This window comes from Malaciobacter pacificus (assembly GCF_004214795.1).
Taxonomy (GTDB): Bacteria; Campylobacterota; Campylobacteria; order Campylobacterales; family Arcobacteraceae; genus Malaciobacter_A; species Malaciobacter_A pacificus.
Map to the genome: position 1 here is coordinate 1,663,720 of NZ_CP035928.1, position 17,967 is coordinate 1,681,686.

Annotated in this window: 23 protein-coding genes; 9 read left to right on the forward strand and 14 right to left on the reverse strand. The window is 27.1% G+C overall.

All coding sequences use genetic code 11. The features are described from left to right. Position 1: 1 nt before the first annotated feature. Positions 2–265, reverse strand: coding sequence for a hypothetical protein (locus APAC_RS08315; RefSeq protein ID WP_130233669.1), 264 nt, complete (start codon positions 263–265; stop codon positions 2–4). Between the two features lie 178 nt (positions 266–443). Here APAC_RS08315 and APAC_RS08320 point away from each other — a divergent pair, with 178 nt between their 5' ends. Next, positions 444–698, forward strand: coding sequence for a helix-turn-helix transcriptional regulator (locus APAC_RS08320; protein WP_130233670.1), 255 nt, complete (start codon positions 444–446; stop codon positions 696–698). Here APAC_RS08320 and APAC_RS08325 read toward each other — a convergent pair. Then, on the reverse strand, positions 691–1,206 hold the full coding sequence (locus APAC_RS08325) for a hypothetical protein (RefSeq protein ID WP_130233671.1): 516 nt from the start codon (positions 1,204–1,206) through the stop codon (positions 691–693). The genes APAC_RS08320 and APAC_RS08325 overlap by 8 nt on opposite strands. Beyond that, positions 1,207–2,517 (reverse strand): hypothetical protein, encoded by a 1,311-nt coding sequence (locus APAC_RS08330; RefSeq protein WP_130233672.1) that lies wholly within the window; start codon positions 2,515–2,517, stop codon positions 1,207–1,209. A gap of 409 nt (positions 2,518–2,926) precedes the next feature. On the opposite strand from APAC_RS08330, the gene abc-f reads away from it, so the two are divergent. From abc-f to APAC_RS08345, 3 genes are read left to right on the forward strand one after another with little or no spacing between them, the layout of a single operon-like run. After that, positions 2,927–4,882: a ribosomal protection-like ABC-F family protein gene (gene abc-f / locus APAC_RS08335; protein WP_130233673.1), complete on the forward strand. Its 1,956-nt coding sequence runs from the start codon at positions 2,927–2,929 to the stop codon at positions 4,880–4,882. A gap of 36 nt (positions 4,883–4,918) precedes the next feature. Beyond that, positions 4,919–5,362, forward strand: coding sequence for a GatB/YqeY domain-containing protein (locus tag APAC_RS08340; protein ID WP_130233674.1), 444 nt, complete (start codon positions 4,919–4,921; stop codon positions 5,360–5,362). A 3-nt stretch (positions 5,363–5,365) separates the two neighbouring features. Then, positions 5,366–6,487 (forward strand): GGDEF domain-containing protein, encoded by a 1,122-nt coding sequence (locus APAC_RS08345; protein WP_228255904.1) that lies wholly within the window; start codon positions 5,366–5,368, stop codon positions 6,485–6,487. Here APAC_RS08345 and APAC_RS08350 read toward each other — a convergent pair. Together APAC_RS08350 and APAC_RS08355 are read right to left on the reverse strand one after the other, a co-directional pair. After that, positions 6,484–7,263 carry a TIGR02757 family protein gene (locus APAC_RS08350; protein ID WP_130233675.1) on the reverse strand — a complete coding sequence of 260 codons (780 nt, stop codon included), beginning with the start codon at positions 7,261–7,263 and terminating at the stop codon, positions 6,484–6,486. The two genes, APAC_RS08345 and APAC_RS08350, sit on opposite strands and share 4 nt — an antisense overlap. Continuing rightward, complete coding sequence (locus tag APAC_RS08355; protein ID WP_130233676.1) at positions 7,263–7,910, reverse strand: hypothetical protein; 648 nt, start codon at positions 7,908–7,910, stop codon at positions 7,263–7,265. Before APAC_RS08355 ends, APAC_RS08350 begins: the two co-directional genes overlap by 1 nt. 70 nt (positions 7,911–7,980) lie before the next feature. Between APAC_RS08355 and APAC_RS08360 the strand changes: the two genes are divergently transcribed. Continuing rightward, positions 7,981–8,802: an SDR family NAD(P)-dependent oxidoreductase gene (locus APAC_RS08360; RefSeq protein WP_130233677.1), complete on the forward strand. Its 822-nt coding sequence runs from the start codon at positions 7,981–7,983 to the stop codon at positions 8,800–8,802. 4 nt (positions 8,803–8,806) lie between these two features. Here APAC_RS08360 and APAC_RS08365 read toward each other — a convergent pair whose 3' ends face one another. The 4 genes from APAC_RS08365 to APAC_RS08380 are packed head-to-tail and all read right to left on the reverse strand — an operon-like array spanning position 8,807 to position 12,309. Next, positions 8,807–9,607 (reverse strand): ABC transporter permease, encoded by an 801-nt coding sequence (locus APAC_RS08365; protein ID WP_130233678.1) that lies wholly within the window; start codon positions 9,605–9,607, stop codon positions 8,807–8,809. Between the two features lie 5 nt (positions 9,608–9,612). Then, positions 9,613–10,209: a 16S rRNA (guanine(966)-N(2))-methyltransferase RsmD gene (gene rsmD / locus APAC_RS08370; RefSeq protein ID WP_130233679.1), complete on the reverse strand. Its 597-nt coding sequence runs from the start codon at positions 10,207–10,209 to the stop codon at positions 9,613–9,615. 6 nt (positions 10,210–10,215) lie between these two features. Continuing rightward, entirely contained in the window at positions 10,216–11,760 is a 1,545-nt protein-coding gene (gene rny / locus APAC_RS08375) for a ribonuclease Y (RefSeq protein WP_130233680.1), read from the reverse strand. A 9-nt stretch (positions 11,761–11,769) separates the two neighbouring features. Continuing rightward, on the reverse strand, positions 11,770–12,309 hold the full coding sequence (locus APAC_RS08380; protein ID WP_130233681.1) for a 5-formyltetrahydrofolate cyclo-ligase: 540 nt from the start codon (positions 12,307–12,309) through the stop codon (positions 11,770–11,772). 61 nt (positions 12,310–12,370) lie between these two features. Here APAC_RS08380 and APAC_RS08385 point away from each other — a divergent pair, with 61 nt between their 5' ends. Further along, a complete protein-coding gene (locus APAC_RS08385) occupies positions 12,371–12,937 on the forward strand; it encodes a TlpA family protein disulfide reductase (RefSeq protein ID WP_130233682.1) in 567 nt (188 codons plus the stop codon). 9 nt (positions 12,938–12,946) lie between these two features. Next, positions 12,947–13,975: a signal recognition particle-docking protein FtsY gene (gene ftsY, locus APAC_RS08390; protein WP_130233683.1), complete on the forward strand. Its 1,029-nt coding sequence runs from the start codon at positions 12,947–12,949 to the stop codon at positions 13,973–13,975. A 19-nt stretch (positions 13,976–13,994) separates the two neighbouring features. On the opposite strand, the gene APAC_RS08395 is transcribed toward ftsY, so the two are convergent. Further along, positions 13,995–14,549, reverse strand: coding sequence for a YqiA/YcfP family alpha/beta fold hydrolase (locus tag APAC_RS08395; protein WP_130233684.1), 555 nt, complete (start codon positions 14,547–14,549; stop codon positions 13,995–13,997). Between the two features lie 119 nt (positions 14,550–14,668). Here APAC_RS08395 and APAC_RS08400 point away from each other — a divergent pair, with 119 nt between their 5' ends. Next, positions 14,669–15,262 carry an SH3 domain-containing protein gene (locus APAC_RS08400; RefSeq protein WP_130233685.1) on the forward strand — a complete coding sequence of 198 codons (594 nt, stop codon included), beginning with the start codon at positions 14,669–14,671 and terminating at the stop codon, positions 15,260–15,262. On the opposite strand, the gene APAC_RS08405 is transcribed toward APAC_RS08400, so the two are convergent. Beyond that, the gene (locus tag APAC_RS08405; protein WP_130233686.1) at positions 15,259–15,738 is read right to left on the reverse strand and encodes a ribonuclease HI; all 480 of its coding nucleotides are present in this window, start codon (positions 15,736–15,738) and stop codon (positions 15,259–15,261) included. The genes APAC_RS08400 and APAC_RS08405 overlap by 4 nt on opposite strands. 85 nt (positions 15,739–15,823) lie before the next feature. On the opposite strand from APAC_RS08405, the gene APAC_RS08410 reads away from it, so the two are divergent. Then, the gene (locus tag APAC_RS08410; protein ID WP_130233687.1) at positions 15,824–16,663 is read left to right on the forward strand and encodes a paraquat-inducible protein A; all 840 of its coding nucleotides are present in this window, start codon (positions 15,824–15,826) and stop codon (positions 16,661–16,663) included. Positions 16,664–16,674: 11 nt separating this feature from the next. Here the strand turns inward: APAC_RS08410 and APAC_RS08415 are convergent, their stop codons facing one another. From APAC_RS08415 to APAC_RS08425, 3 genes are all read right to left on the reverse strand, one after another. Beyond that, a complete protein-coding gene (locus APAC_RS08415; protein WP_130233688.1) occupies positions 16,675–16,944 on the reverse strand; it encodes a Txe/YoeB family addiction module toxin in 270 nt (89 codons plus the stop codon). Next, on the reverse strand, positions 16,938–17,183 hold the full coding sequence (locus APAC_RS08420) for a type II toxin-antitoxin system Phd/YefM family antitoxin (RefSeq protein WP_130233689.1): 246 nt from the start codon (positions 17,181–17,183) through the stop codon (positions 16,938–16,940). Before APAC_RS08420 ends, APAC_RS08415 begins: the two co-directional genes overlap by 7 nt. 230 nt (positions 17,184–17,413) lie before the next feature. Next, the gene (locus tag APAC_RS08425; RefSeq protein ID WP_228255905.1) at positions 17,414–17,947 is read right to left on the reverse strand and encodes a DUF3427 domain-containing protein; all 534 of its coding nucleotides are present in this window, start codon (positions 17,945–17,947) and stop codon (positions 17,414–17,416) included. Positions 17,948–17,967: the final 20 nt, after the last annotated feature.

A 17,967-nucleotide genomic window follows, 5' to 3' on the forward strand; every position in this document is an offset into this window, starting at 1 on the left:
ATTAAAATTTAACTTCTAAGTCTTCTTTCTCAAATACTTGAGCTTTATTTTCATTAATAGACTTTTGATTATCCTTTTTTTCATCATTATCTACTAATGCACCTACTCCATATACAGTACCACCAACTACTGCCCCAATTGCAGCTCCAATTGGATGTCCACCTCCACCGTTCAATGCTAATTCTCCACCATATTTTTTCATTTGTTTTCCAGTACATGCAGAAAAAATAATACAAAGGAATATACTTAAAAGTATGATTTTCATTTTTACTCCCCATTATTTTTAAAATTAGAATAATAACTATACTAAGTTAATAAAATTATTAAAATATAACTTATTTACAACTTTATTACTATTATTAGCTACCTATAACTTTATATGTAAAGTTGTGAGAAAAATTTTAACCATATATAATTTAACAACTTCTTATATAAAGTTAAAAATGAAAGATATTGAAAATTTAAATAAAGATTATGTGCAAAATCTATATATAACTATTGGAAAAAATGTTAAGAAAATTCGTGAAGAAAAAAAAGTTTCTCAATTGGCTTTAGCACAAGCAATAGGACATAAATCTGTTACTGTTATTTCATGTTGCGAGATATGTTATAAAAACTATCATTTCAACATCGAACATTTAGCAAAAATTGCTTATGTTCTAGATGTTGATATTGAAGACTTCTTTAAAATTAAATAAAGTTATCTTCATTTGAAAAGAATTTTTCAGCAGACTTTCTTGATATTCTTTTTATACCTAGAAAATCTTTTAAATCATTAGCAAACTCTTTACAACCTTTTTTATCATATTCTTTTTGTTGTCTTGGAAATGACAAATCTATAAATTGTAAAATTGTTCTATATGTACTATCCCAATTATTATAGTCTTTATCAAAAGTACCACCACCTATTAAATCAGAGTGATACTTTTTTGCTTCTTCTATTGATATAAAACTGAATCCCCAGGATGTATCATCATAGTATAGAAAATGATTAACATAACATCCTTTCATTGGCTTAATTCTTCTTGCTCTATAATACATAAGCTCAACTTCATCTTTAGGTATACCATTTCTTACCAATGCACCTTGTTCATAAGCCCAAAAAAACCAATCAGCATCATGAAACAATATTTCAGGTAATGTCTTATTTCTTTTCTTTCCCTCTATATTTCTATATTGTCCGAATTTAACAAGTGTCCAATCCATTTAGTACCCTTTCTTTCTAAATTCAGTGAGATAACTACTATAATTTTTTTCTACATCTTTATACATTTTTATAAATGATTGAATTTCAGAAGATAACATTTCAATACAATTATATTTATCATGATAAGTACGATAAACTTCAATATCTTCAATATCTTCCATTGTATCAATATAATTATCTCGTTTTACTTGTAATAAATCAGAGAAAAGCTTTTCTTTTATGTCCTTATCCTTATAGTTATTTTGACCATAAAAATAATCACAATTTTCAATAATGATTTCTTTCATTGACTTATTATTTTTGTCTTCAAACTCTTTTAAATGTTCTAACATATATTTTTGAATGTCTATTCTATAACTTGTATCATCTAATGTATCTTTAATAGAGTTCTTCTTATTTTTGACAATAGAGCTTAATATCTGTTCTTTTTCCCAATCGTATATACGAGAAGCTTCACCTAAAGTTTTAGTTGTCCTTTTATCCCTTGTGTAAGTTTTTTGTTTTAGACACTCTTCAAAGAACTCAATATCTTTTATCGTTCCATGATGAAAAGCATAGTCCAAAAAATTAGTAATAATATTCCATGGTAAATCAGTTGAAAAAGAATCTACAAGTAAGTAACTTTCACTTTTATACTCAATATTAGAATATGATGACATCCACCAATCACCTCTTACACCAATTGGATTATTTAAAAAGTCATCTTGTTCAAACCAAATAGGTTTAAAAAAACTTTGATAATGTTGCAAAATATTAAAAGCAATTCGTCTAAGGTCATCATACTTTATTTTGCACAATAAAATTACATTTTTATAAGGCTTTATACCTTTTTCTCTAAGATATTTATTAATCTCTTGTTTTTCTTTACTTCTTAATCCCATTCCTCTTCTACTATACATAAATTCAAACTCATGTCCTTTATGTATATAGTGTGAAAAATGAGCTTGTTCAATATTAAACTTTTCCATAAATTCTTTTCTAAAATAAAAAAGCTTTTTTAGAGCTGAATCATTATGTATATCAACTTTAATTTTATTCTCAACGGGATTATCAAAATAAGCTTTTAATGAATGATGGTTTTGAAATCCTAAAGATTTTGAGATAACATTCAAAACCTGACTATGTTTAACTTCTAAATTATTAGATTTTAAATAATCTTTGATTTTTTTAGACAATAATTTTAGATTGTCATAACCATTTAAATTAGAACTACTAACTATACTATTTATAGCAGTAATTATAATTTGATTTTCTAAGTTTAATTGATTTGAGATAGAATTAGCTATTCTACCTTTATTGAATGTAGGCATAATTTTTCCTTGTGATTTAATATTTTAGAACAATATATTTAGAATAATTCTCTTTACCTAAGCTTGTTCTATATTAAAAAACAAGTAGGCGGAAATAAACTATTTAGCATACCTTTCGGTGAGAATGTCAAGCCTAGTTTAAATGGCTTTAGAAGTATATCAACTTTTAAATAAAAAATGACACAATGTATTAACCATAAATTGGTTTTAACCAGTTTTTGGGTATCATCCTTACTTATTACAGAGAAAAATAGAATAAAAATATATGTATAGACTTGTAAGTTTATGATACAAAAATCAAATTTTGTGCCAATGTATCATATTTTTATGATTTACGATACTTTTTCGTGTTTTACAGGTCTATTTAAATCTCTAAGAATACCGATTTTACGGGAGAACTAAAAAATACATGGCATTAATAGACTTACAAAACATCTCTAAACAATATGACACAAAAGTTATTTTAAAAGATGCAAACTTTACTTTAATGCAAGGACAAAGAATTGCAGTTATTGGACAAAATGGTCAAGGTAAATCAACTTTATTTAAAATAATCATGAAAGCAGTTGAACCTGATTATGGGGAAATGTCCATTGACAAATCAATTAAAATTGAGATGCTTGACCAACAACCAAAGTTTGAAGCGAATCTAACAGTTAGAGAAGCTATTGAAGCTCAATTAAAAGAGTTAAAAGCTGCAAAAACTGAATATGAAGAAGTAACTAATAAAATCATTGAAGATTATGAGAATAAAGAGTTATTAAATAGACAAAGTGAATTAGTAACTTATATTGATTTTCACAATGCTTGGGATTTAGATAACACTATTGAAAGAGTTTTAATAGAATTCAAATTAAAACAATATGAAAATAAAGATGTAAATCTACTAAGTGGAGGAGAACAAAGAAGAGTTAGCCTTGCAGGATTACTATTAAAAAAGCCTGATGTTTTACTATTGGATGAGCCTACAAACCACTTAGATGTATATATGGTTGAGTTTTTAGAGCAAATGCTACTAAGAAACAACTTTACTCTTCTTTTCATTTCCCATGATAGATACTTTATTGATAATATAGCTACAAGTGTTGTTGAAGTTGATGGTGGAGTTTTAAGAAAATTTAATGGTGGATACTCTTCATATTTAGAACAAAAACAACAAATACTTGAAAATATGCAAAAAGACCACGATAATCTAATAAGACTTGTAAAAAGAGAAGCTCACTGGATGCAACGTGGAGTAACTGCAAGAAGAAAAAGAAATGAAAGAAGAAAAGCAGAGTACTTAGACTTAAAGAAAAAAGTCAAGTCAAATCCTGCAGCTATTAGAAAAATGTCAATAGAGCTTCAAAGAGAACAAAAATCTTTTAATAGTGAAGAGAAACAACAAAATAAAAAGAAAATGCTTTATGAATTAGATGATATTTGTAAATCTTTAGGTGATAAACTACTAATAAAAGATTTCACAACGAGAATCTTACAAAAAGACACAATTGCGATTGTAGGACCAAATGGAAGTGGAAAGTCAACTTTACTTAAAATCTTTATGGAAAAAATGGAAGTTGATGGGGGTAGATTTAAAAAAGGTGACTTCCAAATAGGTTATTTTGACCAGCAAAGAGAGATGCTAGACAATGAAAAAACACTTATAGAAGTATTCTGTCCAAATGGTGGAGATAGAGTAGTTTTAGATGATGGTAGAAATCTGCATGTTTATGGTTACTTAAAAAACTTTTTATTTCCAAAAGAGTATTTAGATAAAAAAATTGGAGTATTAAGTGGTGGAGAAAAAAATAGAGTTGCATTAGCTTTATTATTTACAAAAAAAGTTGATTGTCTGATTTTAGATGAGCCAACAAACGATTTAGATATTCCTACTATTAATATCTTAGAAGAGTATTTATTAAATTTTCAAGGTGCATTGATATTTGTATCACATGATAGATATTTTGTAGATAAAATTGCTAAAAAACTATTTGTATTTAAAGGTCAAGGTTTAGTAGAAGAAAGTTTCCAACCTTATACTGAATATTTAGAAATAGAAAAAGAACTAATTGAATTAAATAATTTAGAAAATGAACTTAGTTCTACAAATAACTCTACTAAAAAAGAGGAACCTCAAAAGATAAAAAAACAGACAAAATTATCTTATAAAGACCAAAGAGAGTATGATAAACTACCAGAAGAGATTGAAGAATTAGAAAATAATATTGAAGAGTTAAATAGCTGTTTAATGGATCCTAAATGCTACGAGCAAAAGGGAATAGTAGCTGTTTCAAAAGAATTAGAAGAAATTGAAGCAATTTATGAACAAAAAGTAGAAAAATATTTAGAATTAGAAGAATTAGTAGAGAGTTTTAAAAACTAAAAAGATATAATAATTATTATTTATTAAAGGATGTATATGAGTTTAAAAGCACAGTTAAAAGAAGACTTAAAAACTGCAATGAGAGAAAAGAATATTGTAAAAAGAGATTCAATAAGAGCAATTAATACATTAATCAAGCAAATTGAAGTAGATGAGAGAAAAGAATTAACTGACGAAGATGTGATTAAACTTATTCAAAAAGGAATAAAACAAAGACAAGAAGCTATTATTCAATACAGTGAAGCTTCAAGAGATGATTTAGTAGCAAAAGAGCAAGAGCAAGTTGACGTATTTAAAGAGTATTTACCTAAACAACTTACTGATGAAGAATTAGAAAATGGCATGAAAGAGATTATTGCACAAGTTGGTGCAGAATCAATGAAAGATATGGGAAAAGTTATGGGAAATGCTACAAAGAAATTTGCAGGTGTTGCAGATGGAAAAAGAATTAATGAAATGGTTAAAAAACTACTAGGATAAAAAATGCAAATTGAAACTTTAATTTCTCAACTAAACGATGTAGAAAAAGAGGAAGTTAAAAAAAACAATTTTTCGACAATTGAAGATATAATACCCCTACTTTTAAGTAGAGTTACTATAGAAAATGTTCATACTTTAGCAGATATTTTAAAACAATCTTTGCAACCTTCTATTTGTGATGATAACAATGAAGATATAGATACAATTTTTGAACAAATAGATAAAGAACCTCAACTATTATTCAAAAAAGAGATTCAAGAAAAAATTGAAGGCTTCATATCTAATAGATTTGAAAGAGATAAAAAAGTAGTTATCAAAAGAACTTCAGATATCTCTAAATTCGTTGTATTAATGGGTCAATACTTAAATGAAGCAATATCGAGTAACGGTTCTGGTTCTCAAAATGTTTTATCAATAAAAGAAAAAATTCAAGCAATAAAGATTGATGATGGAGATACTGAGGCATTAACAAACCTTCAAACAGAACTAATAAATGCTGCAACATCAATTGAAAGTGAAATGAACACTGTTACAAATAAACTTCAATCAGGTAAAACAAAAGTTCAGGAATTAGAAGAAAAGGTTAAATCTTTAGAAGAAGAGTTAAGTAGAACAAAAAATGAAAGTATGAAAGACCACTTAACTGGATTACTTACAAGAAGAGCTTACACAGAAGAGATCAAAAAAATCGAGAGTTCATTTACAAGAAACAATACTCAATATGCCGTTGTATTTTTCGACTTAGACCACTTCAAAAAACTAAATGATAATTTTGGGCATGAGTGTGGAGATGTTGTCCTTTCTACATTCGCAAAAATTTTAGCTAAATATACAAGAGATCATGATGTAGTTTGTAGGTATGGTGGAGAAGAGTTTGTAGCTATTGTTCACTTTAAATTAAATAGAGAGCTACTTCAATATCTTAAACGCATTAAAATGATTGTTACAGAAAATAGTTTTATTTATAACAATCAAAAAATAAAAATTACATTTTCTGCAGGTGTTGCCATTAGAAATAATTATGAGAATTATCATACTACATTGCAAAAAGCTGATATGCTTTTATATGATGCAAAAGAAAAAGGAAGAAATAGAATTCTTCTAGAAAATGGACAAGAGATTTAAACTAATTTCTCTTGCCCTATTCTATATAGTGCAAAGTCATACTTTATTGGATCATTTATATCAAATTCCCTAAGCTTTTGAGTAATCAAAACTGCACTTTTTAAATCATAAGTTTTTCGACTAAGTAATCCTATATTTTTAGAAACATTAAAAGTATGAGTATCCAAAGGAAGTATTAAATCTCTTTTGTCTATATTAGACCATAAACCTAAATCTAATTCATCATTTCTAATCATCCATCTAAGATACATAAACCATCTTTTATAAGGAGCATTTCCTATTAATTTAATACAGTTCTTACTATCTCTTTTCAAAGGACTTGAGACTAGAAATTTAAAACCTTGAGAATTATAATTAGCATAATCATATATAATATTTATTAAGCTATCTAGAGCTTCTAATATAGATTGATTTTGATTATAACTTCTTTGAAAAACTTCATTCAAACTAATCTCTTGTTTCATATTTCTAAAAGTTTGAAATATCTTTATAATATCCATGCCATTTTGAAATCTATAATAATAATCACTCAACTCTTTTTTAATAACTTCTTCTTTTTCATTTAGTAAATCAAAATTTAAACTATCTAAAAACTTAACAATTAAAGATGCCTTACCATAAGCGAAAAGAGCACATAGAAGTATCTTATACTCATCATCAAATCTTTTTGCTACCAATAAAGGGTCTGGCTTATCATAAGATAGTTCTGAACTTGAATTTCTATTTAAAACCTCTTTATCTAGAAGTTGTTTTATTTGTAAATCTTTTTGTGTCATTAATTCTTTTTCATATCAATAATTATTTTAGCTATTGAATTTCTAACTGAGTCTCTTAAAACCTTATTCAATATCTCATAAGAGTTTAAAATCTCATTTTCATCATATTTATAATATCTTGATAATGAATCATTTTCTTCACTATTTTCATAAATCAACTCATCTTTTTCATTAAATATTTTAGTAGTAATAACTATTTTTACACTAGCTTTTGATGAAAAAGTAGCAGTATCAATATAGTACTTTGGAATATAAAGATATATTTTATAATTAGACCCAAAAGGTACATATTTATCTTTATAAAAACTATCATTTTTCATCATATTATCAAACTCATCTGCAACAATATTTGATAAAGAAATATTATTTTGATTTAATGCTCTCTCCAGTTTCAAAGCATCATCATTTGAGATTGTAGGTCTGTAACTTGTGCCTACATGAATACCTAAATGTCGTGAAATATAACCTCCTAATCCAAGTCCAATTGAGACTGGGCTTTTTATAGTTCTTGGAATACTTGAGATTGGAACATTTTTATTTAAAGATATTGAGTTATTTGATTGATTAAAACCAGAGTCACTTTTTGAGCTACAAGCTGTAAATAAGAACACTACACATAAAATTAGAAAATTTATCAATATATTCATTAAATACCTTTTTTTTATAATAAAGCTTTTTGTTATAATACCAACAAATTAAACATATATAGGTTAAATTATGAAAAACATATTGATAACTGGTTGCTCAACAGGAATTGGTTTAGAAACAGCTATAACATTAAATAATAACAATATAAAAGTTTATGCAACAGCAAGAGACGAAAAAGATGTAGAATATTTAAAAACCCTTGGGCTTATTAGTTTTAAACTTGATGTTACAAAAGAAGAAGATATAACAAATGCATTAGAATATATTTTAAAAGAAGATAATAAAATAGATGCAGTATTTAATAATGCCGGTTTTGGTCAACCAGGAGCAGTAGAAGATATATCTACTAAAGCTTTAAAAGAGCAATTTGAAACTAACTTTTTTGGATTACATGAAGTGACTATTCAAAGTATGAAAATATTTAGAAAACAAGGCTATGGAAAAATTATACAGCACTCTTCAGTACTTGGTATAATCTCACTTAAATTTAGAGGTGCTTATAATGCAAGTAAATATGCAATAGAAGGAATCAATGATACATTAAGACTAGAAACTTTAAACTCAAATATATTTATATCTACAATAAACACAGGACCAGTTACTTCTAAGTTTAGAGAAAACGCACTTAAAAAATTTAATAAAAATATAAACATAGAAGATAGTTTTTGGACAGATACATATAAAAAAGAGTTAAAAGCTAGACTAGAAACAAATGAAGACAAAGCACCTTTTAATCTTCCTGCAAGTAGTGTTGCAAATATTGTACTAAAAATCATGAATACAACTAAACCTAAGCCTAGATATTATGTTACAAAAGCAACATATATCTTAGGTTTTGCAAAAAGAGTACTTAGTACAAACTTACTAGATAAACTATTAAATAAAATTTAATAGTTTATTGCAATTGCAACTCTTTTTGATTTGCTTTACTTTGTAAATAGTCACTTATTTGCATCAAGCAAAATGTAATAATAAATATCATTAATCCAGGGAAGAAACTTACCCACCAAGCTATATCAATCACTGCTTTACCATCACTTAATAAACTCCCCCATGACATATCAGGAGGATTTATCCCTAGTCCTAAAAATGAAAGTCCAGACTCAGCAAGTATAGAGCCACCCACACCAAATGTAAATGAAATTAAAAAAATTGGAGCTAAAAGAGGAGTGAAGTATTTAAATATGATTTTGAAAGTACTTACGTTTGAAAGTTTCAATATTTTTATAAATGGTCTATTTGAAATAGAAAAACTTTCACTCCTAATCATCCTTGCCATTCCCATCCAACCAGTGATTGAAATTACTATTATTAAAATCAAGGCTGAAGCTTGGATATAAGAGACTAAAGCTAATAAAAGAAAAAAAGTTGGAAATGTTAAAAATAAATCAATAATAATTGTTATACTTCTATCAATATTACCTTTAAAATAACCTGCATTTATTCCTATAAATAAACCTACTATAGAAGAAATAGCTGCTGCTAAAAATCCAATTATAAGTGAGGTTTGTCCACCTTCAAGTACACGAGCGAAAACATCTCTTCCTAATCTATCTGTACCAAAGATATGTTCAAAAGATGGTGCTTGTAGAATTTTTGTTGGATTTAATTCATAAGGTGATACTGTATAAAAAAAAGGAAGTACAAAAACTCCAATAACTACAGTTATCAAAAAATACAAAGAAAATCTAAACATTTTAATTACTCTTGTGTATAAGAATAATAAGATAAAGAACTTTTACCAAACTTTTTCGTCTTATCAAGTGAGAATTTACCTAAAACTTGAGGCATTTCTAAACTTGATACATGCTCAAAAATTATCATGTAAATATTGTTAGTTTCTATATTTTTTACTATATCAAATGAATTTTCATAGATACCTTCCATCCCGTCTCTATAATCAAATGGAGGGTCAATATACAAAATTAATTCATCAGTTGAGTTCTTTAAAAATTCTAGTATCAAAGGAGTTTGAACAAAAGTATCTCCTTGAATAGTTTGACACTTTTCCATATCTATAGATTTACAGTTTTTAACTAAGATGTTATATGAATTTTTATTTAATTCAATAAAGTAAGATCTCTTTGCACCTCTACTTATTGCCTCAAGACCTATTGAACCACTTCCTGCAAATGCTTCAATAAAAACTTTATCTATAATATCAAATTGTAAAACATTAAATACTGACTCTTTAAGTCTAGCTTTTGAACTTCTAGTAACTTCTAAAGAAGGTAAATCCAAAACCTTACCTTTGTATTTTCCTGCAATAATTTTTGTTTTTGGTTGTGTTGTGCTCATAAAATATTACCTTGCATAGCTTTCAGCTCTTAATTCTCTAATAACATTAACTTTAATCTCTCCAGGATATTGAACTTTTTGCTCAATCTCTTTTGCAATTTCAGTTGCTAAGATTACCGATTCATCATCATTTACAAGTTCAGCCTTAACAATAACTCTAACTTCTCTTCCTGCATTAATTGCATAGGCATTAATAACCCCTGGTTTTGAAGTTGAAATATTTTCAACCTCTTCTACTCTTTTTAAGAAGCTTTCTAATACTTCTCTTCTAGCCCCAGGACGTGCAGCGCTTAATGCATCTGCTGCACAAACTGAAGCTGATTCAACATTTATTGGTTCTTCATGTCCATGGTGTGCATAAATTGCATTTATAACTGTATCACACTCATCATATCGCTTACAAATTTCAGCACCTAAATGTACATGGCTTCCTGGCATTTCATGTGTTAAAGCTTTGCCAATATCATGTAATAATCCAGCACGCCTAGCTAAAACAGCATCTCCACCCATTTGAGAAGCTAATAAACCAGCTAAATTTGCAACTTCAAGTGTATGAGCTAAAGCATTTTGTCCATAACTAGCTCTATATCTTAATCTTCCAACAAGTTTCATAAGCTCTGGATGCATAGATTTAACACCTAATTCAAGGACTACATCTTCACCCTCTTTTAAGATATTTCTATCAAATTCCGTTTTAACTTTTTTGTAAACTTCTTCAATTCTAGCTGGTTGAATTCTTCCATCTTCTAAAAGTTCTTCAATAGTTTTTGTAGCAAGGGCTCTTCTATATAAATTAAATGAAGAAATAGTAATTGTATTTGGAGTGTCATCAATAATAATATCTACTCCCATTAGCATTTCAAGGGCTTTAATATTTCTACCCTCTTTACCAATTATTTTACCTTTTGTTTCTTCATCATTGATTGGAATGTTATTTATAAGTCTTTCAGCAGCAAATTCGCCTGCATATCTTGTAACAGCAAGTGATAACATATTGTTAATTTCATTTTTTGCATTCTCTTCTGCAAGTTTATATTTTTTTCTAAAGATTGAAGATATCTCAGCTCTTGCATCTTCTTTAACTTTTTTTATCATCAAGTCTTTAGCCTCAGTTTCAGTTAATCCACATGCATTTTCTAAAATTTTAATTGCTTCTACTGTTTTTTCTTCATATATTTTCTTTTGACTTTCTAAACCCGCTTTAATTGTTGTAATTTTTTTATTTTTTTCAATTATTTCATCTTTTTCTTTTCTAATAGCATTTAATTCAGATTCAAGATGTTCATTAAGTTCTCTCTCTTTTTTCTCAATTTTGCTAAGCATATGTTCATACTCTTTCTTAGCACTTTTAAACTCTTTATCACACTCAATTTTTGCTTTTAATTGTGCATCTTTTAAAGCAACTTCTGCTTCATGTTCTATAACTTTTGCTTTTGCTTTTGCTTGTTCGATAAATATTTGAAATTTAGCTTTATTTAATTTTTTTATGACAAGAATACTCACTAAAGCACTAAGTGCAGCAGCAAGTATAGCTACAATAACGTATTCCATATTCAAACCTTATGTTGTAATTATATAATCAGCTTGAATATCATAATTATTTGAAAGTATTTTATCACTTTTACAAAGTATTAATTGTGTAAAAACCATAGTTGGTTGATAGTTTAACCTATCAAAAAATCTATCATACATTCCTTTTCCAAAGCCTATTCTTTTTCCAATAGCATCTATACCCACAACAGGAATAATTGCTATATCAATTTTTTTTGGCCTGCAAAAAGAGTTATTTGGTTCTTTAATACCAAACTTCTTTTTGTTTAAAGGTAGTCTATACTTAACAATTTTAAAACTATCCCCTTGCATAAATGGGACATACACTTCTTTATTTTTGAGTTTTCGCAGCTCATTTAGTAAAGGTGTAACATTAACTTCCATATTCATTGGAATGTAAAGTAATATGTTTTTACCGTCTTTTTCTTCTATAAATTTTTTTAAATTTTTAACAATAATTTTATTTCTATAATACTTTGAAAACTGGCTATAAAACTTTAATCTTTCAATTGATGATATTCTAAAATCACTTTTGTGATCATTTTTCATATTTAAGCCTCACTTGGGTAAAATTCCTACCCAACAAAATATTTTACCCAAAGGACTTAAAATGCAGTTTAAAACTATTGCTGTTTTATCAATTTTATCACTATTATTTTTCAATGGGTGTGATTCAAAAGAGAGTACTAAAACTTCAGATGAAAATGAAAGTACAAAACAAGAAGTAATTAAAGAAAAAACAAATTTTACACTTACAACTATAGATAATAAACAAATCAATATCAAAGTAACTGATAATAAAATAACATTAGAAAACAACCCAGAAAAGATTGTTTTATTAAACTTTTTTGCTACATGGTGTCCTCCTTGTAAAGCAGAAATTCCAAACTTAATTAAACTACAAAATGATTATAAAAATGATTTACAAGTTATATCAATTTTATTGGAAGATAATAAAACAAATGAAAGTGTTCAAGCTTTTATAAATGAATATAATATTAACTATGAAATCACTAATTCTAGTGAAAATTTTGAATTTGCAAAGTCATTAGGTGGAATTAAATCAATCCCAACAATGTATCTAGTTTCAAAAGATTCATCTATATTCCAAAAATATGTTGGTCTAGTACCATCTGAAATGATGGAAATTGATATTAAAAAACTACTTTCTAAATAAGGATAATTGATGTTTAGTTTTTTTAAAAAGAAGAAAGAAGAAAAAAAAGAAGAACTTGAAATAAATGAAGTAGTTGAACAAGAATTACCAAAAGAAGAAGAGCCTTCAAATAGTATAGAAGAAACTTATGCAAACCCTGTTGAAGTTAAAGAAGAAAAAAAAGGTTTCTTTGCTAAAGCTTTAGAAAAAACTTTTGGAAATATTAAGTCTGTTATTCCCCAAAGAAAAGAAAAAATCGCTTTTGATGATATAGAAGAGATGCTAATTGAAGCTGATATGGAATATGAAATTATCGAAAAAGCTATGGATGGACTTCCAGAAGAAATTACAAGAAAACAATTAAGACACAGACTTGTAATGCTTTTTGAACATGCACCTGATGTAGATTTAACAAACCTTCCAAAACCATTTGTAAGACTTATCATTGGTGTAAATGGTGCTGGTAAAACTACTACAATTGCAAAGTTAGCTAATAAAACAAAAAAAGAAGGTAAATCTGTAATATTAGGTGCAGGAGATACTTTTAGAGCAGCTGCAATTGAGCAACTTTCAACTTGGGCAGAAAAAATTGATGTACCAATAATAAAGACAAAACAAGGACATGATGCTAGTGCAGTAGCATATGATACTATCTCTTCAGCAGTTGCTAGAAATATTGATAATGTAATTATTGATACAGCAGGAAGATTACAAACTCAACAAAACTTAAATAATGAATTAAAAAAGATTGTTAAAGTTTGTGGAAAAGCGTATGAAGGAGCACCTCATCAAAAGCTTATGATTTTAGATGGAACACAAGGAAACTCTGCAATAGCTCAAGCAAAAGCATTTAATGAAATAGTTGGGGTTGATGGAATCATTGTTACTAAACTTGATGGTACAGCAAAAGGTGGAGCATTGTTCTCAATTTCAAATCAATTAGAATTACCAATTTTTTATGTTGGAGTGGGTGAGAAACAAGATGACTTAATCGAATTTAGCCCTGATGATTTTGTAGATTCTTTACTAGATGAAATCTACACACCTGAAGAAAAATAAAGAGTTATCAACTCTTTATTTAAACCCCTAAAAAACTACCAATTTTTCTAAAATAGCTTTCAATATTTTCAAAAGAGTGATTTCCACCCTCTTCAATAACTAATTCACTTTCACTTAATTTTTCTTCAGCTTGAGTATAATCCAAAACCTCATCCTCAGTTTGTAAGAGTGTTAAAAAATTTTCTTGGCTTTTTATATTTTCAACTTCATAGCTTTTTAAACTCTCTATATGATTTCTTGTAACTTCAAAACTACTTCCATCATAATAATTAGTTGCCATTCCTATCTTATCTAAAGTCTTATATGGATAAATTGCTGGATTAATTAATACAGCTTTTAAATTGTATTTATTTGCTAAATAAATAGAATAATATCCTCCAAGAGAAGAACCAACTAAACCAACATTTTCTCCTTTTTCTAAAAGCATCTCAATTATTTGTTCTAATGTATCAATAGCTAAGTTAGGAACATAAGATAAAGAAGGAGTTATAACCTCATCTTCAAAATACTCTTTAAAAAGTGTCGCTTTACCACCATGTCCACTACTACCAAATCCATGTATATAAAGTATCATTTATTTTTCTCTTTTTTAAATTTTAATTTGTATTGTAAAGTATTTTAGCTTTTAATTAGTACTTTTTCTATAGAATTAAGTTTATTTGAGAAAATTACTGATTTGTTAAAAGGAATGTTTTGAGTGCAAAAATAAGATCTTTTTTTGAAGACATGATTATTATTTTAATTGTTGTTGCAATTATATATGGTATTTATTACTTCTTTTTTTATGATAAAGAAGAGATTAAAGAGATGACACCTATGGTAAAAGAAGAAAAGATTGTTAAGGAAATAAAAAAAGAGCCTTTAACTAGTGATAATATTATAAAAGCAAAAGAGATAATTCAAGAAAATAGTATAGAAGAAGAGATTAATGAGACTAATAAGAGTGATAATATCTCAATTGTTGAAAATATTACTAATGAAGAAATTAAAATACAAAATGAAACTGAAGAAATTCAAGAGACAGAAAATTTAGAAATTGAAGCAAAAAAAGAAGAAGAATCGGTAGAAGAAGAAACAAAAGAAGTTCAAGAAAAAAATGAAGGAATTACAACACAACTAAAAACAAATATTTACTATTTAAGATCTAAACCAAACTCAAAAAGTAAAAGCATCAGAAAAATTGTAAAAAATGATTCTGTTGTAATTGAATCATGTGATAGATTTGGATGGTGTAAACTATTAAATGAAGAAGCTTATGTTCCTAAGTTTGTATTAAAAGAGTTTTAATACAAGCTTTTTCTTAAAATATTTCTACTAGCTTTATCTACGATATTAAATATCTTATCAATTTCATCTTTTAAACTATTTTTCTTATGACCTTTTACTTTTACAAAACTAATTTCATAGCTATCTAATAAAGCAAAAAATTCTTTATATAACTCAGCATTGTTTAATAATTTCCCTGTACTTGAGTGATAATTTAAAGCTTGTAGCTTTTCTTTTCTTGATGGTAGATTTATGATATTTTGACAGTCTGTATATACTTCTATCACACTATCTTTTGAAGCAATATCTTCAATAGAAAAAATAAATGTTTGAAGTTCAAGCTTAGTAGAACTTGTATCGCTAAACTCTTTGCTTATGACTTTTGATTTTAACTCTTCTAAGTCATAAGTTTTATCTTCAAGTAAAAGGTAAGAACCTATTCCTAGCTTTTTTTGAGGATTGCAACTTCCATCGATAAATAGTTTTATTTTTTTCAAATGTTTTGTACCATCTTTAGTTTTTTAATTAATTCCAATTAAATCTATAGTAATATCACACCAATAAAAAATTTTAGGAATTATTTTGACAAAAGACATTATATCTACACTTATATTATCAGTAGTTTTTATCTCACTTACATTTTTTGCTTTTACTTCATATAAAAATGCAAAAGTCTATGAAGATACTTATAAACAATACGCCCAAGAACAAACAATCTCAAATAGTGTAGAAAAAAACACAAAAGAGATGTTAAATGGTTTTATAGGAGCACTTTTAGGACAAAAGCCAAACTCATCAAAAAGTGAAACACCATCAAAAAAACAAGAACTAGAAAACCTAAAAGAAAAACCTATAGAATATATCACTATCTACGCAAGCATAATCGCCCTATCACTTCTAAGCTTTTTTGTTGTTTCAAAAAAAGTCTTTCTAACATACATACATAGTGTTACACTTCTAAGTTTATTTTTTGGACTTATTAGTCCTATATTTATGATGTATATATTGCTAGATTATAATTTTCAAAATATAGTAAATATAAAAGATGCAATATTACAATTTGAATCCCTAAGCTTACTAGAATCTATAAACAAACTAATATCTATCCAAGAAAAATACTTCGTAGGTGGAATCATCCTACTTTTTTCAGTGATTTTTCCACTTATTAAAACTCTGCTTTCATTTGTAAATGTTTTTATAAATCATTTTTCAATACTGAATAAAAGCACAAAACTACTCTCAGCTCTTAGTAAGTGGTCTATGACAGATGTGTTTGTATTATCAATATTTTTAGTATATCTATCATCAGTAAATAGTGGTATGTCAAAAATAGTGACTGAGATAGAAGTTGGTTTTTACTTCTTTTTTATATATGTAGTTCTTTCTATTGTTCTTAGTTTTTTTAATAGGATTAAGATTTAAGATTTATTATCTTATTCTCCATAGTGTGACCACATCCTAGAGATTCTTATAACCTTGTCATCTTCCCTTACTTCATAAACTAATCTGTGTTGAATATTTATTCTTCTTGAGTATGAACCATTTAAATTTCCTACTAATTTTTCATAAGGAGGTGGATTTTTAAATGGATCTTTTTTTATGATTTCAATAAGTTCTTTAGCTTTCTTATCTAAATTTGCACTGACAAGTTTTTTAGCATCATTTAGTGCAAATTTACTATAAAGTATTTTATACTCTACCATTCAATATCTTCACTAAACTCGCTATCATCTGCATTCATTGATTCTTGGATTGAAGATGCCATATTAGTTATAGAGTTCAAATATAGTGTTTCTTCTATTGCATTCCAATCTTCTTGAGAAAGCATCACTACATTGTTTCTTTTTCCTGTGATAAGTATAGGCTCATGAGTTAGTGCAGTTTCATCCATAACATTATAAATATCTGCCCTAACTTGACTTACTGACATAATTCTAGTCATGTTTAACCTTTTTATTTATTTTTAATATTGTACTAAATATCGTACGTTTTTGTCAAGATGCGATAATTTTTAAGATAAAGTTTGAGTTGAGAAATATTTGATAGAAAAGGGGACTCGTCGAGAAAGAGAAAAGTGAGAGAAAAGGGGACTGTCCCCTTTTTTTGCTTTTTTTTTGTCCCCTTTTTTTCTTTTTTGTTTTTTGTAATTTAAATTGTTATCAATTATAAGCATTATCCTACAGACATTTTTGCAATATTTTTCCATAAAAATGGAGGTATTTCATTTTCTAATTCCCAAATTATACTCATAGGTTGCGCTCCATAATGACTTTTATAAAAACATTTTCCTAAACAAACATAAGTCATAGTCTTTTTCTCATTATTATGATTAGATTCTCTTACAAAAAGTATAATATTCTTATTATTTTTCTGATGATTAATATAACTTAACCCCTTAATAGAATCTGGCTTTGTTGAATTTTGAGATTGCCAATGAAATAATTTTTCACTTATTGCATAATCATCATACATAGTTGTGGGAGAATATTTATCTTCTGTTTTTTCCAATGTAACAAATAACAACTCTGTATTTTTATCTTTCATATTTAAAACACCTTCTCTACTACTTGATTTTTTATTTATTGTATTTTGTTCAAAAGCTGATAATATTTGTTCTCTTGTATATCTTGAATGAATTTTAATGGGACATGAATAAGGTAAATTTAAATCATTTTCTAAATAATTTATTTTACTTAACTTTCGCACGTTAAATTGATTAAAATTGT